Raw genomic sequence first — 14,868 nt, 5'->3', positions numbered from 1 at the left:
ACACTAACTTCCCCGCTCCACGATGATATCCGCGCCAGATTATCCTTAAAAAAGCCGAAAGCATTAAATGCTATTTTTGTGACAGGTTACTAATCTGGCCGATTGACCGTTTTGTCATCACGTTCATTGGCGTTGCAAACTTGGTTATGGCTATGCAGCCTGAAAAGCTTGGCGGTGATACAACACCGCCCAAGCTATTCTCGCCAGCTTGTTGGCAAGTGCTACTAAAACCACATTAAAAGGTTTCGTTACTCGAAGATTCACTAACCAATCTCCAAACACCTTTCCTGTTGTTTCTATCCTAGAAAGTACGGCCCGAGCGCCATGAATAAATAGAGTCCTTAGGTGTTTATTCCCTCGTTTACTCATGCCTAACAGCTTAGACTTTCCCCCTGTTGAGAATTGTCTAGGAACTAACCCAAGCCATGCTGCCATCTCTCGCCCTCCATCGAAATTAGAAGCGGAACTGATGTTCGCTACGCACAACGTTGCCGTTAAATCACCGACCCCTGGGATGGTCTTCAGCAACTCTGCGCTTTCATTACTTATAGCGATGCTTTTCAACTTTTGGTCTTGCTCAGAGACTCGGTCATTTAAGTACTTGTAGTGTTCATGAATCGAGAGAAGTTCAGCAATAAGACTTTGTGGCAATTCAACATCTTGTTCCGCTAACCATTGAAACAGTGTTTTCATCTTCGCATGCCCTCTAGGGAAGCTGAGTCCAAATTCGAGTAGCAATGCACCAATACGACTCATACATGCGGTTCGTTCTTTCACATAGCCTTCTCGTACACGATGAATAGCAGAAATAACTTGAGCTTCTTCTGATTTAACCGAGACAAATCTCATGGTTGGTCGACTGGCGGCTTCGGCTATCGCAGCTGCGTCGATGAAGTCATTCTTATTGCCTTTGACGTAAGGCTTTACATATTGAGGTGGGATGAGACGAACTCGATGCCCAAAGGCTTGGCACTTTCTTGCGAGCCAGTGAGCACCACCGCAGGCTTCGAAAGCAATCGTTGTGTGTTCGAGTGAGGATAAGAAACGCAGGAGTTGGCTTCGATTAAACTTACGGCGAATAACTTCCTTGCCAGAATAATTATTACCTACTGCATGAAAGCAGTGCTTACCTAAATCGATACCTAAAATGTGGATGGTAGACATATGGTTCACCTCGTTCTGAGAGCCTACTCTAAGCGTAGGGGCTTAAGAGTGAGGCGGACCATATAATTAAGCCGCCAAATTGGCGACTTTCTTTCGACCTTTCAGTCAACAACGTAGCTTAAACGTAAGCTACCTTGTCGATTTCGAAGTCTTTTTGACCGCCAGGAGTCACGATTGTCACTTCGTCACCTTCCATTTTACCGATAAGGCCACGCGCGATCGGTGAGCTTACTGAGATACGACCAGATTTAATATCGGCTTCGTCATCACCCACGATTTGGTAAGTCTGCTCAGCATCCGTATCGATATCAATTAGAGTCACAGTAGAGCCAAAGATGATCTTACCCGTGTTGTCTAGCTTCGTCACATCGATAACTTGCGCGACAGACAGCTTGTATTCAATATCACGAATTTGGGCTTCACAGATGCCCTGCTCTTCACGAGCTGCGTGATATTCTGCGTTCTCTTTTAGGTCACCAAGTTCACGCGCTTCTGCAATTGCTTCAGAAATCTGTGGACGAAGTTTAAGTAGACGATCTAGCTCTTCACGTAGCTGCTGTTCGCCACGTACAGTCATTGGAACCTTTTCCATTGTAACAACCTCTTTTCCAAAGCATCCTTTGGACAATAAAACCCTACTCAAGCAAGCCTGAGTACAATTTGAAAAATAAACTGGATTAAGCCTAGTGTAATCAATCCGTGGATACAAATCACTGAGATTCGGATTCTGAGGCAATAAGGAAGCACTTATTGCTGGCACTGGCTGTTGTGCTCTTTCTGATAACAATCAGAGTTGTTCTTTTAGAGCAACGCAACAATATAGCCTAGTTGGCTTTGATTTCGCAAGGTAAACCACGCTAACGATAGTATGAAAGTGTGAGCGACCTAGTGTCCTTTTCGCTGAGCAGTATAAAGACTATTCGAAGCAAATTTTTGCGAAAATTAAACGCTTTATCTCGACTTAATAGGTTGTTAGCCTACATTAAAACTAAGCCCATTCTTCTTTGAATCGCCATGACACCAAAACTCTCACTCAGCTGTCTTCTGCTTTTTTCATCGTCGATATTTGCCACCGGCATCGATGCCAGCAAGCACTTACCATATGGTAGTCGCAATGCGCAGCTAATCGCACCACTCTCAAGCCCAGAGCAGCCTCTTATCGCAGAAAATATCGATCAATTCTTTCCACCAGCGAGTACGTTAAAAGTCGTAACAGCTTTGGCCGCAAAACTAACGTTACCCGATAGTTTTCGATTTGAAACCACGCTTTATACATCAGGCAAAGACCTTATCATCAAGTATTCAGGAGATCCTACCTTTAGTCGAGCATCACTGACGACTATGCTCAAAGAGGCTAAATCAGAAGTAGGTTCACGCTTTAATAATATTTGGTTAGATGACCGAGCTTTCGCAGGCTATCAGCGCGGTGTTGGGTGGCCTTGGGATATTCTTGGGGTTTGCTACAGCGCTCCAGCATCGGCCATTACCCTTGACGGTAATTGTGTCCAAGGTGCGCTCTACACCAATAGCAATGGTTCCACACGTGTTAATATCCCATCACACCAGCCTGTCAGTGCATCAACTACTGCGCTTAGCGTATCCAAAGAACAACAAGAGCAAAGTCATTGCGACCTAGAGCTCGAAGTCAGCCCAAATAACCAGTACTCGATTAGTGGCTGCGCGGTGCAACGTCAGTCCCCCATCCCCCTTAAATTTGCTGTCTCTTCTCCTGAGCAATTTACAGTCGACGTAATTAAATCTGAGTTACAACGCCTTGGCGTCACGCTCTCAGGTGAAGTGCGAGTAGGTACGCCCAACATAACCAGCCAGAAGCCACTGTTCGTCCAGCGTTCTCGTCCGCTGAATGACCTGCTTGCTGTCATGCTCAAAGATTCCAACAACCTCTATGCGGATAACATCACCAAAACCCTAGGCGCGACCTACTTTAATGAGCCCGGCTCTTTTAACAACGGTACTGGAGCGATTAAAGCCATTTTGAAAGATAAAGCGGGCATCGATCTTGAACTCGCCGTGCTTGAAGATGGCTCAGGATTATCTCGTAATAACCGTGTGACAGCCAATCAGATGCAGCAAGTCCTTAGCTACATCCATAACAATGACAGCCAATTAAAACTCGCTCGATTGATGCCAGTCTCAGGAAACAACGGCACGCTAAAGTATCGCTCAAGCATGCGAAAAGCCCCTATAAAGGGTGCACTTGTCGCCAAAAGTGGTTCATTGTTTGGTACTTACAATATGATGGGATTTGGCCTAGGTAGTAAAGGAGAACGTGAGAGCTTGTTCGTGCAATTTGTGACGGATTATCACCCTCAGAAGCCTACGACGAGCAAACCGGTAGAGTCGCCGCTCACCCAGTTCGAGAAAGCCTATTATCGACAAGTCGTGGATTACAGCTTCTCGTTAGAACGCTCAAACAACAAAGCGCAGCAATAGCTGCGCTCTGCGTTCTCTGCGATTAGATAGCCGAGTTCTTGAGTGGTTAAGACAATCCTAAGAAGTGATTGACCACAGTGAAGTAAATCCACATACCTGAGATATCAACGATAGAGGCTAGCACTGGGCTCACAAGTACAGCAGGATCCAACTTGAATACACGTGCAATGATTGGTAGCACGCCACCCAATGTCGTGGACACTGTGACCTGAATAAACAGCGCCACGGCAATGGCCATCGCAATCAAGTTAATATCAAAGCCGCCAGCTGAATTCGCATCGCCAAAGACTAGAATGCGCCCTACCATTACGAGTGCAACGGCAGCCGCAAGACAGACCGCCACGCGGCTTTCTTTCCACAACACGTCAAGCCACTGCCTTTTGCGTAGCTCGCCTGTCGCTAAGGCGCGAATGACCAAGGTCGCTGCCTGAGTACCCGTATTACCACCAGCGGCAGCGATGACAGGCATGTAGACGGCAAGCAGTACAAGCTGGCTAAGTGTATCTTCATACTGTGCAATAATAAGCCCAGATACGATACCCAATAGAGCCAACGTAATGATCCAGCCAATACGCTGTTTAACGTGCTCGAGCACACCTGTTGTTAGATAGCCACCTGTGGTTTCCGCTTCTGAGTGAATTAACCCCAAATGGTGAGCGAACAGTCGAGCTCGCTTGTCGTGACCTTGCAGATCAAGTTCTTCAATTAGAAATTGCACTTGCCCTAGGGCACAGTGTTGTAACACACCTACTGCTTCATCAATCGGCATCACTGTCAGTAAGTTCAGTTGCTGATCTGTGTCGTATTGTAGAAATGCTTTTGTTGCTGCACTGATCTCCTCTTCCGAGAAGCGAGGTGTTGCATTTTCAATATATGTATTGCTCATTACCGTCATGGCGAATCTCCCGATTAGCGTTGGTAACGACCATCAAAACGTCAGCTCTGTATGGGCGCAGTTAAACACAGCACAGCTGCCATGCAACAAGCACACTTATAGAATGACTAAATAGAAGAAAGGAGAAAAATATCAGGGTGTTACAGAAAGGAAATACACCTACCTCAAGGGGTAGGAGCGAAGATCGCAATTACCGACGTGAGGCTATTCTTCTCCTTTCATACTAGGAGGATGGTCGGTATTGTTCATAGTTATCTCCGAAAAAACTACCCTACTGGTAGCGCGGCGTAGGATACCAAAATACGCCGGTGAGTAAAGCCCAATTTCGGTATAGAAATCTCTTTTTACTTTTGTTCATATAAGTGTCATTTCACAGGCTCGAACTCGTTGTTTTTCTTCATCCTTACTAGACAAAAAGCGCAATAAAAAACACCGCGTAAGAAACGCGGCGTTTTCAACAGACATTGATATCAAGATCAATCGACAACCTTCACTTGAAGCTCTCTTGGCACCTCAAAGAACATGTTCTCTTCACGGCCTAAGACTTCTTCCACATCATCAGCACCCAGTGCTTTAATTCGGTCGATAATATGATTAACTAGCTCTTCTGGCGCTGACGCACCCGCTGTCACGCCAACCAGACCTTTACCTTCAAACCACTCTGCTTGAATCAGATCAGGCGTGTCCGTCAGGTATGCCGGTGTACCCAGCTTCTCTGCAAGCTCTTTAAGACGCGTTGAATTCGAAGAGTTGGTCGAGCCTACGACAACCATAACATCCACGGCTCCAGCGAGTTCACGAACCGCATCTTGGCGGTTTTGCGTTGCATAGCAGATGTCGTCTTTACGAGGACCTTGGATATCAGGGAACACTTCGCGAAGCTTATCAATCACATCCGCGGTTTCATCCACAGACAGTGTGGTTTGACTCACGTAATGAAGGTTGCTTGGGTCTTTAACCTCAAGCGTTAATACATCTTCTGGACGCTCAACAAGGTACATGCCGCCAGTCTCACTTGAGTACTGACCCATTGTCCCTTCCACCTCAGGGTGACCCGCATGACCAATAAGCACTACTTCCATATTACGGCGACTCGCACGAGCCACTTCCATATGGACTTTAGTTACCAACGGACAAGTCGCATCAAACACCGTCAGTTCACGCGCTTTTGCTTCTTTACGAACCGCTTGAGACACGCCGTGAGCTGAAAAGATCACAATGTTGTCATCAGGCACTTCACTCAGTTCCTCAACAAAGATCGCACCACGCTGTTTTAGACCTTCAACCACAAAGCGGTTGTGTACCACTTCATGACGGACATAGATTGGCGGCTGATACATCTCAAGCGCGCGCTCAACAATGCTGATCGCTCGGTCTACACCCGCACAAAAGCCACGTGGGTTAGCTAGTTTAATTTTCATTTCATTACTCATTGAGGAACCGCTATTACTTATCGTATTTATCTGAGTGGTTTTATTCTACTTCGAGAATTTCAACTTCAAAGGTGACATCTTGCCCTGCTAACGGGTGATTAAAATCAACCGTTACCGAATCGCCCGCAATATCCGTAATGATACCAGGGATCTCCATGCCATCAGGACCTGAGAAGGCCATTATTGTACCGACTTCAACCTCAGAGTCACCTACAAACTTTGCGCGATCCATATGGTGAACATTGTCTGGATTTGGCATACCAAACGCATCTACGGCTTTTAACTCAATGGCTTTGTTGTCACCAGACGTCAAACCCACCAAGCATTTTTCAAAATTGTCACTTAAGCTACCGTCACCAATAATAAATTTGGCAGGCTTACCCATATTATGGGTGCTGTCGGCTACAGAGCCATCGCTCAGCTTGATGGTGAAATGTAGGGTGACAGCGCTATCTTGGGAAATGATGCTCACGTTACGGCTTCCTTGTGTTATTGAGTCTGTGTTGATTGATACGCACAGCAGCTCTTTATCATTTAGCTTGTTATATAAAAAAGCGCCGTGCATATCAACGCACAGCGCTTAAGGTTATTCGTTATCTGCGCTACTTTTGCTCTTTATTGCGAAAGCTATCGATAATAATCATCGCCGCACCAATACAGATAGCCATGTCTGCTAGGTTGAAAGCGGGCCAATGATAGTTACCCCAGTAAAAATCCAAGTAGTCGACAACAAAGCCATGAACTACGCGGTCAAAAACATTACCTACTGCGCCGCCGATGATCATCGCATAAGCAATGTTGTTCCACTTCTCTTTTGCCGGAAGCTTGCTCATCCAGTACGTTAGCATACCAGTGACGACAAACGCGATGCCGGTGAACAGCCAACGCTGCCAGCCAGCTTGCTCGCTCAAGAAGCTAAATGCTGCACCATAGTTATGGACGTAGAGCAAATTGAAGAATGGCAAGATTTCAATTCGATTTGCCCAACCGTAACCCATGTTATCCATGACTACGAGCTTGATGCTGATATCTGCAATAAAAATCACCACCGCTAGCCAAAGCCAGCGTACACCTGATTGTCGAAATGTGATTGCCGTTTCGCTCATCTGTTTCCTTTATCGCTACCTTTGGTAGCAAACACTCAATGAATTATATGTTCAATCAGTTAGCTGATAAAAACAACCCCAGTAAAAACTGGGGCTGTTAAATCTTTCAAAAGTTCCGGTTAGCTTACCATTAAGCGAACTTACGAACTTCGCCTTCACCGTCTACGTTCGATACGCAGCGACCACAAATCTTCTCGTGACCCGCGATCGTGCCTACGTCAGGAGTGTGATGCCAACAACGGTCACACTTCTCATTTTCAGTAGCTGCTACTTCAACGAATAGACCTTCTAGGTCTGTTGCTTTCGCTGCATCTGTCTTCTCAGACATTGGCTTAACCGCTGCTGCAGACGTTAGCAACACAAAACGTAGCTCGTCTTCTAGTTTGCTAAGCTTCGCCGTTAGCGCATCATCAGCAAACAGGGTGATTTCAGCCTGCAGTGCACCACCGATGGTTTTCTCGCTACGCGCCGCTTCAAGCTGCTTGTTTACTGCATCACGAACCGTTTGGATTTCAGCCCAGAATTCGTTGTTTAGCTCTTCGCCTTCAGCAAGACCGAACAGACCTTCGAACCACTCGCCAGCGAACACAAACTTCTCACGCTTGCCTGGCATTTCGTTCCAGATTTCATCAGCAGTGAACGACATGATAGGTGCCATCCAACGAACAAGTGCTTCAACGATGTAGTAAAGCGCTGTCTGACAGCTGCGCTGTGCGTGTCCGCCCAGTTTCGCTGTGTACTGACGGTCTTTAATAACGTCTAGGTAGAACGAGCCCATTTCGATAGAGCAGAACTGCATTAGACGCTGAGTCACGCCGTGCGTGTTGTACTCTTCGTATGCTTTTACGATCTCTTCTTGAGCCGCTAGCGCGCGACCTACCGCCCAGCGATCCAGTGCCACCATTTCTTCTGCTGGTACTAGGTCAGTTTCTGGGTTGAAACCGTTTAGGTTTGCTAGGAAGAAACGAGCCGTGTTACGGATACGACGGTAAGCATCTGCAGAGCGTTTTAGGATTTCATCAGAAACCGCAACTTCACCCGTGTAGTCAGTCGATGCTACCCATAGACGCAGGATGTCTGCACCTAGTTTGTTAGTCACATCTTTTGGCGCAACAACGTTACCGATTGACTTAGACATCTTACGGCCGTGACCATCAACCACGAAGCCGTGCGTTAGCACTTGCTTGTATGGCGCTTCGTCTTTCATCGCGATAGATGAAATCAGCGAAGACTGGAACCAACCACGGTGTTGGTCAGAACCTTCTAGATACAGGTCTGCACTGTTGCCGTTAAATTCTTCACGAGAATCTACAACCGAGTAGTGAGTCACACCAGAATCGAACCAAACGTCGAGTGTATCCAAAACTTTCTCGTACTGGTCTGCGTCGTCGCCAAGTAGATCTGCAATTTCTACGTCCCACCAAGCTTGGATGCCCTTCTCTTCCACTAGCTGAGCGACTTTTTCAATCAGCTCTAGCGAGTTTGGATGAAGTTCTGCTGTCTCTTTATGAACAAACAGAGCGATTGGCACACCCCAAGTACGCTGACGAGAGATACACCACTCAGGGCGACCTTCAATCATGCCTTCGATACGGCTTTGACCCCACTCAGGCATCCACTCAACACCCTTGATTGACTCTAGTGCTTTTGCACGTAGACCCGCTTGGTCCATAGATACGAACCACTGAGGTGTTGCACGGAAGATGATTGGCGTCTTATGGCGCCAGCAGTGTGGGTAGCTATGCTCGTATGCATGATGATGAAGTAGCGCACCTTTTTCTTTTAGTACTTCTACAACCGCATCGTTCGCTTTAAACACGTGTTGACCGGCAAATAGCTCAGTGTCTGGCAAGTAAACGCCGTTTGAGCCTACAGGGTTTGCCACTTCTAGATCGTACTTTTGACCAACCGCGAAGTCTTCTTGACCGTGACCTGGTGCTGTGTGAACCACACCGGTACCTGATTCAGTCGTTACGTGATCGCCTAGGATCGCCGGAACAGTGAAGTCGTAGAATGGGTGGTTGAACTGAGAAAGCTCTAGATCCGCACCTTTCGCAAAACCAAGGTTGTGGAAGTGCTCGATACCCGCACGATCCATCACGTCTTTCGCAAGCTCAGAAGCCACGATAATACGCTCAGGGTTGTCACCCTCAGTTTGGATAAGTACGTACTCAAGATCGTCACGTAGACATACCGCACGGTTAGCTGGCAACGTCCATGGTGTGGTCGTCCAGATAACGATTGAGATGTCACCTTGACCTTCATGACCTTCGCTTAGTGCGAACTTAGACACTAGCGCAGCTTCGTCTGCCGCTTTAAAGCGTACGTCGATAGAAGGTGACACTTTATCTTTGTACTCTACTTCAGCTTCAGCAAGTGCAGAACCACAGTCTGTACACCAGTGAACTGGCTTGAAGCCTTTTAGTAGGTGGCCGTTATCAGCAATCTTACCTAGAGCACGAATGATGTTTGCTTCAGTTGCAAAGTCCATAGTGCGGTAAGGCTTGTCCCACTCACCAAGAATACCTAGACGCTTGAAGCTCTCTTTTTGACCTTCAACTTGACCTGCCGCGTATTGGCGACATTTCTCACGGAATTCAGCCGCAGTCACTTTTTGACCTGGCTTACCCACTTTCTTCTCTACCATTAGTTCGATAGGCAGACCGTGGCAATCCCAACCTGGGATATATGGTGCGTCAAAACCTGAAAGTGTTTTGGATTTAATAATAATGTCTTTAAGAATCTTGTTTAGAGCGTGACCAATGTGAATGTCACCATTCGCATATGGAGGGCCATCGTGTAGCACGAAGGATTTTTTGCCTTTTTTAGCTTTACGGATCTCACCGTAAAGATCTTCTTTGTACCAACGCTTAAGCATTTCTGGCTCACGATTGGCCAGGTTGCCGCGCATTGGAAACCCTGTTTCAGGTAGGTTCAGGGTATCTTTATACTCACTCATCGATTCTTAATTCCGTTGTATTGGGCGAAAGTTAGACATTATGTTAGCGGTGGAATCTTCCGCTAACCCTTAAACTGACGTAGCCACACCCTTGCTACATCAGCATCCAATTCTATTTGCTGCTTAAGCAGCTCCAGTGACTCAAATTTTTTCTCATCACGGATTTTATGAAGCAGTGCCACTTCAATTTGTTGACCATAAAGGTTGCCCTCGTAGTCAAAGATATGCACTTCAAGATCTGGCGTTGTCCCCGCAACCGTTGGCTTTTTACCTACATTGGCAATGCCCGGTAGCGGCTTATCATCAACACCAAACACCTGCACCGCATAGACGCCGCGGACAGGAACGACATAGCGCTTAAGTGAAATGTTGGCAGTTGGAAACCCAAAGCCACGCGCTAACTTTTGACCATGGGCAACACGCCCGGACAAAGTATAGTGACGCCCCAACATTTCTGCGCTTGCATCGAGCTCGTCATTGGCAAGAGCCTGACGAATGGCCGTTGAACTGACTCGAGTCTCTTCAACACGAAAACTTGCCGTATTCACAACCTCAAAACCGAACTCTTCGCCCGCTTTTTTAAGCATCTCGAAATTGCCTTCACGCCCTTTACCAAAGCGGAAGTCATCGCCGATGACAAGGAACTTAACACCCAATTTACCCACCAACAAGTCTCGAATAAAAGACTCCGCCGTTAAGCTGGCAAATCGCTGATTAAAGTTCACACACAATAGGCGGTCCAGTTCCATTTTCTCAAGCAGCTCGTACTTATCACGCAACCGAGTCAAACGCGCCGGCGCTTTGTCTTTGGCAAACAGCTCCATAGGCTGAGGCTCAAATGTCATGACAACCGCAGGTAAACCCAGTTGCGATGCTTTCTGCTTAACTTGATTCAGTACACGCTGATGTCCGAGGTGAACACCATCAAAATTGCCGATGGTTAAAACGCAGCCATGGTGCTGATTTTTAAGGTTATGTATGCCTCGAATGAGTTCCATGAAACGACTAAACCACCTGCTTGAGTAAATGTTACGAGTGTGAAACTGACGGATTATAACCAATCATTGTTAATCTGTCGCTGCTTTTACGTCTTTCGGGCGAATTCCCAAGATAAGCAATGCAACCAAGTAAGTGACGCCACCAAGACCGATCAGAACCGTTAAAGTCAAAATACGCTCTGATAAGCCCCAGCTTAGCCATTGCTGCATGTCTTGTAGTTGCCACATCAATACTGCCACCATGGCGGCTACAGCCATCACTAGACGAATGACAAAACCAATGGTTTTCTTGGTAATGCGATAGACATTTTGACGGTGAAGTCCACGATAAAGCAGCGCCATATTAATAAAGGCAGACAGCGCTGTTGCCATTGCCAGACCAACATACCCGTAGAAATAAGCAAAGATTGCATTGAAGACCATGTTGGACGCCATAGCAATAATGCCATATTTCACCGGCGTCTTTGTGTCTTGACGTGAGTAATAGCCTGGTGCCAGCACCTTGATCAACATAAAGTTAAGCAAGCCAGATGCATAAGCTAAGAGGGACAAAGAGGCTTGCTCAACATCGTGCGGCGTAAACTCACCGCGCATGAATAGCACCATCAGCATGGGTTTGGCGAGCACCATTAATCCCAACATGGCAGGCAATCCAAGTAGGATCACCATGCGCACCCCCCAATCCATGGTATGGGCAAAGCCTTCGCTGTGCGCATCCACGTGCTTACGAGACAGGGCAGGCAAAATCACCGTCGCAATGGCGATACCAAACAGACCAAGCGGAAACTCCAAAAGACGATCGGAATAATAGAGCCAACTGATAGAGCCCGTCGCGAGAAAACTGGCAATGAAGGTATCGAATAGCAAGTTAATTTGACTAACCGATACGCCGAACAGCGCTGGGATCATCAAGGTACGGATCTTAGTTACGCCGGGATCGCGCCAACCCCATTTAGGTTTAACGAGTACACCCTCTTTTATAAGGAAGGGAATTTGAAACGCGAACTGGACAAAGCCGCCCATGAATACCCCTATCGCCAAACCAATTTCTGGTTGAGCAAGGTTAGGTGAAATGAACCACGCACTGGCAATGATCATCACGTTAAGAAAAACAGGGGTAAAAGAGGAAACCGCAAACTTACCTAAGGTATTGAGAATCGCCCCAGACAAGGCTACAAAGGTGATGAACCAAAGATAAGGGAAGGTGATCTTGAGCATCAAACTGGCGAGTTCAAACTTTGGTGCTGCGGGTCCATCGTTGAGCCAATCAAGAAACCAACCAAAGCCAAACAGTGCCGTCACGACACTCGAGCCAAGAATACCCAGCAAGGTAACTATGGTAACAATGACGCCAAGCGTCCCTGAGGCTTTGGCGATTAACTCTCGAGTTTTGTCTTTATCACCCGAGGCATGATATTCAGTAAGTACCGGCACAAATGCCTGAGAGAATGCGCCTTCTGCAAAAAGGCGTCTAAGAAAGTTGGGGATTTTATTGGCAAAGAAGAAGACATCAGCGCTCGCCCCTGCCCCCATTAGATTCGCCACCACCACATCACGAACCAGTCCCAATACTCGAGACACCAGCGTCATGGCACTCACTATCATGCCTGACTTAAGAAGGCGTTTACTCACGATAACCTCTGAATTACCTAGCCAATGCTTTGCTATTTATCGGTTTCAATAGCCTTTGTTATTGAAGAGAGGATTAGTATTAGCATTGGTCGAAAAATACTGTTAGAATCCCCGCCATCTTAACCGCGATAGCCCACAGATATCAAAAGTTGTTTTATATCGTCGGGTTTTTGCACAAATCATTTGACAATTGAGCGCAAATGAGGGATATTCCTCGCCCTTAAATTGTCACCGAACTAAGTTTTTGGGAGTTAGACCCTTGGCAAACAGTAAATCTGCTAAGAAGCGCGCTATCCAAGCTGAGAAACGTCGCCAGCACAACGCTAGCCGTCGTTCTATGATGCGCACTTACATGAAGAAAACAATCGCAGCTATCGAAGCTGGCGACAAAGAAGCAGCAACTTCAGCATTTGCAGAAGTTACTCCAATCCTTGACCGCATGGCGACTAAAGGCCTTATTCATAAGAATAAAGCTGCTCGTCACAAGGCACGCTTCTCTGCTGCAATCAAAGCTCTATAATTTAGACTTTGTATTGCGTTAAAAAACCGGCTAATGCCGGTTTTTTTGTATCTGTCGTTTCTTTCACTGCGCTCTTTCGCAACATTCGTTGCTCGCGCCTTCCACTACCTACTAGTGATCACTGCAATACATACCGTGTAGTGTTTCAATTAATTGACGGACTTCACCACTGCTTAGTGTGTAATACACCGTTTGAGCTTCTTTTCGAGTGGAGACCAGACCATCTCGGCGAAGCCAAGCTAAGTGTTGAGATAATGCCGACTGACTTAGCTCTAGGCGAGAACACAGTTCACCGACAGAGAGCTCGGTATTGTGTAGCATACACAGAATTTGCAGGCGCCTCTCATTAGCCATCGCTTTCAAGAGTACAACCGCTTGTGCTGAGTTTTTCTCCATATCCTGCAAGTTCATAGTCTACCTCTAAATCTTTTCGCGACACCGATGACAACCTACTGGCTGCTTTTTGAGCAACCTTGGCAATTTCCAGCACATTCTACATGGTTAGGACGTGTATGGTAACGCTTTGTTTAATTAAGTGTAATTGGAAAGAGTAATTTGTTAGCTTACTCAAAACGCAAGTAAGTCAGTAAAGTCTGCTTCACATACACTCTTCACCGCAGGGTGTTGAATCATACGTTCCGCAAAAATGACGTAGTACTCTTCTTTGATATCTTCTATGTCACCAATAAGCTGCAAGTGTCGCTGGTCTTTAATTTCAGACATGTAGATACTCGGCGCAAGGAAAATCACATCATCTTTATACATAGAGAAGGCTTTCATCAGAGCTACGTCATCAAACTCGCCTAGAATGTTAGGTTGAATCCCCTGCTGATCAAACCATTGAAGCACTTTTCGTCCCATTGAGGTTCGACTGCCAGGGATAAGAAGGCGGGTCTGCTCTAATACTTCTGGAAAGCTAACATTGTCCCTGTGTCCTGAAGTAAAGAAGCTCATACGACTCTCCCCTAACTTCTTGCTGAATAGCCCCGGACTCTGACTTGAATCAACTGGGCAATCAGACAGGATCATATCCAACTTGTGCTGAGCGAGTTGTTCTAACAACATCTCGTGCGTCGATTCAAAACAGCGAAGATGAATATTGTTGTCTTCTGGTATCGTCGTCATCAAGATCTTACTCACCAAGCGTTTTGATAACGCGTCAGCAACGCCGACATCAAACAGTAAGTTAGAGCGCTGACTGTAATTAACGATGTCGAGCATCTCATAACTTAGGCCAAACATACGATCGGCATACTTATACACCAGCTGACCTAGTTCTGTAGGTTCAACACTACGCCCGTTTCGCTTGGTTAGCTTGCCATCCATGCGCTCTTCCAGTGCTTTGATTTGCCCCGTGACCGTTTGAGGGGTTAAAAACAGAGCGTCTGCCGCTTTGGTGACCGAACCTTGTTTGCACACCATCCAGAAGTAGTACAAATGATTATAGTTAAGGTGAGACATGCTAATTCGCCTAAAAAGAGTGACCTACATTTATAGCAAAATCTGCCCAATCCAACAATATTCGTTAAAACCGAAATTATTAAGCAAATGATACTGTTTCTACGAACCGCCAACTGTCACATTAGACACACCACTGTCATATAACTGACAAACAAGACAATATAAATCGATTTAATTCATTAATCAGGTCAGATTAATCTCTTTTTCTCACATAGAATATAATCAATAAAATTCAATAACTTAAAG

Annotated in this window: 13 protein-coding genes; 2 read left to right on the top strand and 11 right to left on the bottom strand. The window is 46.3% G+C overall.

The features are described from left to right. Positions 1-150: 150 nt before the first annotated feature. Positions 151-1,164 (bottom strand): IS110 family RNA-guided transposase, encoded by a 1,014-nt coding sequence (locus AC6I8U_RS03025; protein ID WP_498017720.1) that lies wholly within the window; start codon positions 1,162-1,164, stop codon positions 151-153. 118 nt (positions 1,165-1,282) lie between these two features. After that, positions 1,283-1,756: a transcription elongation factor GreA gene (gene greA / locus AC6I8U_RS03020; RefSeq protein ID WP_042473574.1), complete on the bottom strand. Its 474-nt coding sequence runs from the start codon at positions 1,754-1,756 to the stop codon at positions 1,283-1,285. A 422-nt stretch (positions 1,757-2,178) separates the two neighbouring features. Here greA and dacB point away from each other — a divergent pair, with 422 nt between their 5' ends. Continuing rightward, complete coding sequence (gene dacB, locus AC6I8U_RS03015) at positions 2,179-3,618, top strand: serine-type D-Ala-D-Ala carboxypeptidase (RefSeq protein ID WP_498017719.1); 1,440 nt, start codon at positions 2,179-2,181, stop codon at positions 3,616-3,618. Between the two features lie 46 nt (positions 3,619-3,664). On the opposite strand, the gene AC6I8U_RS03010 is transcribed toward dacB, so the two are convergent. The 7 genes from AC6I8U_RS03010 to murJ all read right to left on the bottom strand — a co-directional run bounded on the left by AC6I8U_RS03010 (position 3,665) and on the right by murJ (position 12,641). Beyond that, complete coding sequence (locus AC6I8U_RS03010) at positions 3,665-4,513, bottom strand: magnesium transporter (RefSeq protein ID WP_498017718.1); 849 nt, start codon at positions 4,511-4,513, stop codon at positions 3,665-3,667. A gap of 476 nt (positions 4,514-4,989) precedes the next feature. After that, positions 4,990-5,946 (bottom strand): 4-hydroxy-3-methylbut-2-enyl diphosphate reductase, encoded by a 957-nt coding sequence (ispH, locus tag AC6I8U_RS03005; protein ID WP_498017717.1) that lies wholly within the window; start codon positions 5,944-5,946, stop codon positions 4,990-4,992. Between the two features lie 40 nt (positions 5,947-5,986). Then, positions 5,987-6,418 (bottom strand): FKBP-type peptidyl-prolyl cis-trans isomerase, encoded by a 432-nt coding sequence (gene fkpB, locus AC6I8U_RS03000; RefSeq protein WP_042473872.1) that lies wholly within the window; start codon positions 6,416-6,418, stop codon positions 5,987-5,989. 130 nt (positions 6,419-6,548) lie between these two features. Next, on the bottom strand, positions 6,549-7,052 hold the full coding sequence (gene lspA, locus AC6I8U_RS02995; RefSeq protein ID WP_498017716.1) for a signal peptidase II: 504 nt from the start codon (positions 7,050-7,052) through the stop codon (positions 6,549-6,551). Positions 7,053-7,182: 130 nt separating this feature from the next. Continuing rightward, the gene (ileS, locus tag AC6I8U_RS02990; RefSeq protein WP_498017715.1) at positions 7,183-10,011 is read right to left on the bottom strand and encodes an isoleucine--tRNA ligase; all 2,829 of its coding nucleotides are present in this window, start codon (positions 10,009-10,011) and stop codon (positions 7,183-7,185) included. Positions 10,012-10,073: 62 nt separating this feature from the next. Then, on the bottom strand, positions 10,074-11,009 hold the full coding sequence (ribF, locus tag AC6I8U_RS02985) for a bifunctional riboflavin kinase/FAD synthetase (RefSeq protein ID WP_498017714.1): 936 nt from the start codon (positions 11,007-11,009) through the stop codon (positions 10,074-10,076). Positions 11,010-11,078: 69 nt separating this feature from the next. Beyond that, entirely contained in the window at positions 11,079-12,641 is a 1,563-nt protein-coding gene (murJ, locus tag AC6I8U_RS02980; protein WP_498017713.1) for a murein biosynthesis integral membrane protein MurJ, read from the bottom strand. 259 nt (positions 12,642-12,900) lie between these two features. On the opposite strand from murJ, the gene rpsT reads away from it, so the two are divergent. Next, complete coding sequence (gene rpsT, locus AC6I8U_RS02975) at positions 12,901-13,161, top strand: 30S ribosomal protein S20 (protein WP_042473565.1); 261 nt, start codon at positions 12,901-12,903, stop codon at positions 13,159-13,161. Positions 13,162-13,272: 111 nt separating this feature from the next. Here the strand turns inward: rpsT and AC6I8U_RS02970 are convergent, their stop codons facing one another. Both AC6I8U_RS02970 and nhaR read right to left on the bottom strand, forming a co-directional pair. Further along, on the bottom strand, positions 13,273-13,572 hold the full coding sequence (locus tag AC6I8U_RS02970; protein ID WP_042473561.1) for an ArsR/SmtB family transcription factor: 300 nt from the start codon (positions 13,570-13,572) through the stop codon (positions 13,273-13,275). A gap of 156 nt (positions 13,573-13,728) precedes the next feature. Then, positions 13,729-14,622: a transcriptional activator NhaR gene (gene nhaR, locus AC6I8U_RS02965; RefSeq protein ID WP_498017712.1), complete on the bottom strand. Its 894-nt coding sequence runs from the start codon at positions 14,620-14,622 to the stop codon at positions 13,729-13,731. Positions 14,623-14,868: the final 246 nt, after the last annotated feature.

The organism is Vibrio sp. KUL80, from assembly GCF_059725495.1.
Note: the sequence above shows the minus strand (reverse complement) of the source record. Positions and strands in the feature narration are given on the sequence as shown.

Excerpts from the sequence above, each read along its gene's own strand:
- AC6I8U_RS03025 (WP_498017720.1), bottom strand. The coding sequence starts at position 1,164 with ATGTCTACCATCCACATTTTAGGTATCGATTTAGGTAAGCACTGCTTT.
- greA (WP_042473574.1), bottom strand. The coding sequence starts at position 1,756 with ATGGAAAAGGTTCCAATGACTGTACGTGGCGAACAGCAGCTACGTGAA.
- dacB (WP_498017719.1), top strand. The coding sequence starts at position 2,179 with ATGACACCAAAACTCTCACTCAGCTGTCTTCTGCTTTTTTCATCGTCG.
- AC6I8U_RS03010 (WP_498017718.1), bottom strand. The coding sequence starts at position 4,513 with ATGACGGTAATGAGCAATACATATATTGAAAATGCAACACCTCGCTTC.
- ispH (WP_498017717.1), bottom strand. The coding sequence starts at position 5,946 with ATGAGTAATGAAATGAAAATTAAACTAGCTAACCCACGTGGCTTTTGT.
- lspA (WP_498017716.1), bottom strand. The coding sequence starts at position 7,052 with ATGAGCGAAACGGCAATCACATTTCGACAATCAGGTGTACGCTGGCTT.
- ileS (WP_498017715.1), bottom strand. The coding sequence starts at position 10,011 with ATGAGTGAGTATAAAGATACCCTGAACCTACCTGAAACAGGGTTTCCA.
- ribF (WP_498017714.1), bottom strand. The coding sequence starts at position 11,009 with ATGGAACTCATTCGAGGCATACATAACCTTAAAAATCAGCACCATGGC.
- AC6I8U_RS02970 (WP_042473561.1), bottom strand. The coding sequence starts at position 13,572 with ATGAACTTGCAGGATATGGAGAAAAACTCAGCACAAGCGGTTGTACTC.
- nhaR (WP_498017712.1), bottom strand. The coding sequence starts at position 14,622 with ATGTCTCACCTTAACTATAATCATTTGTACTACTTCTGGATGGTGTGC.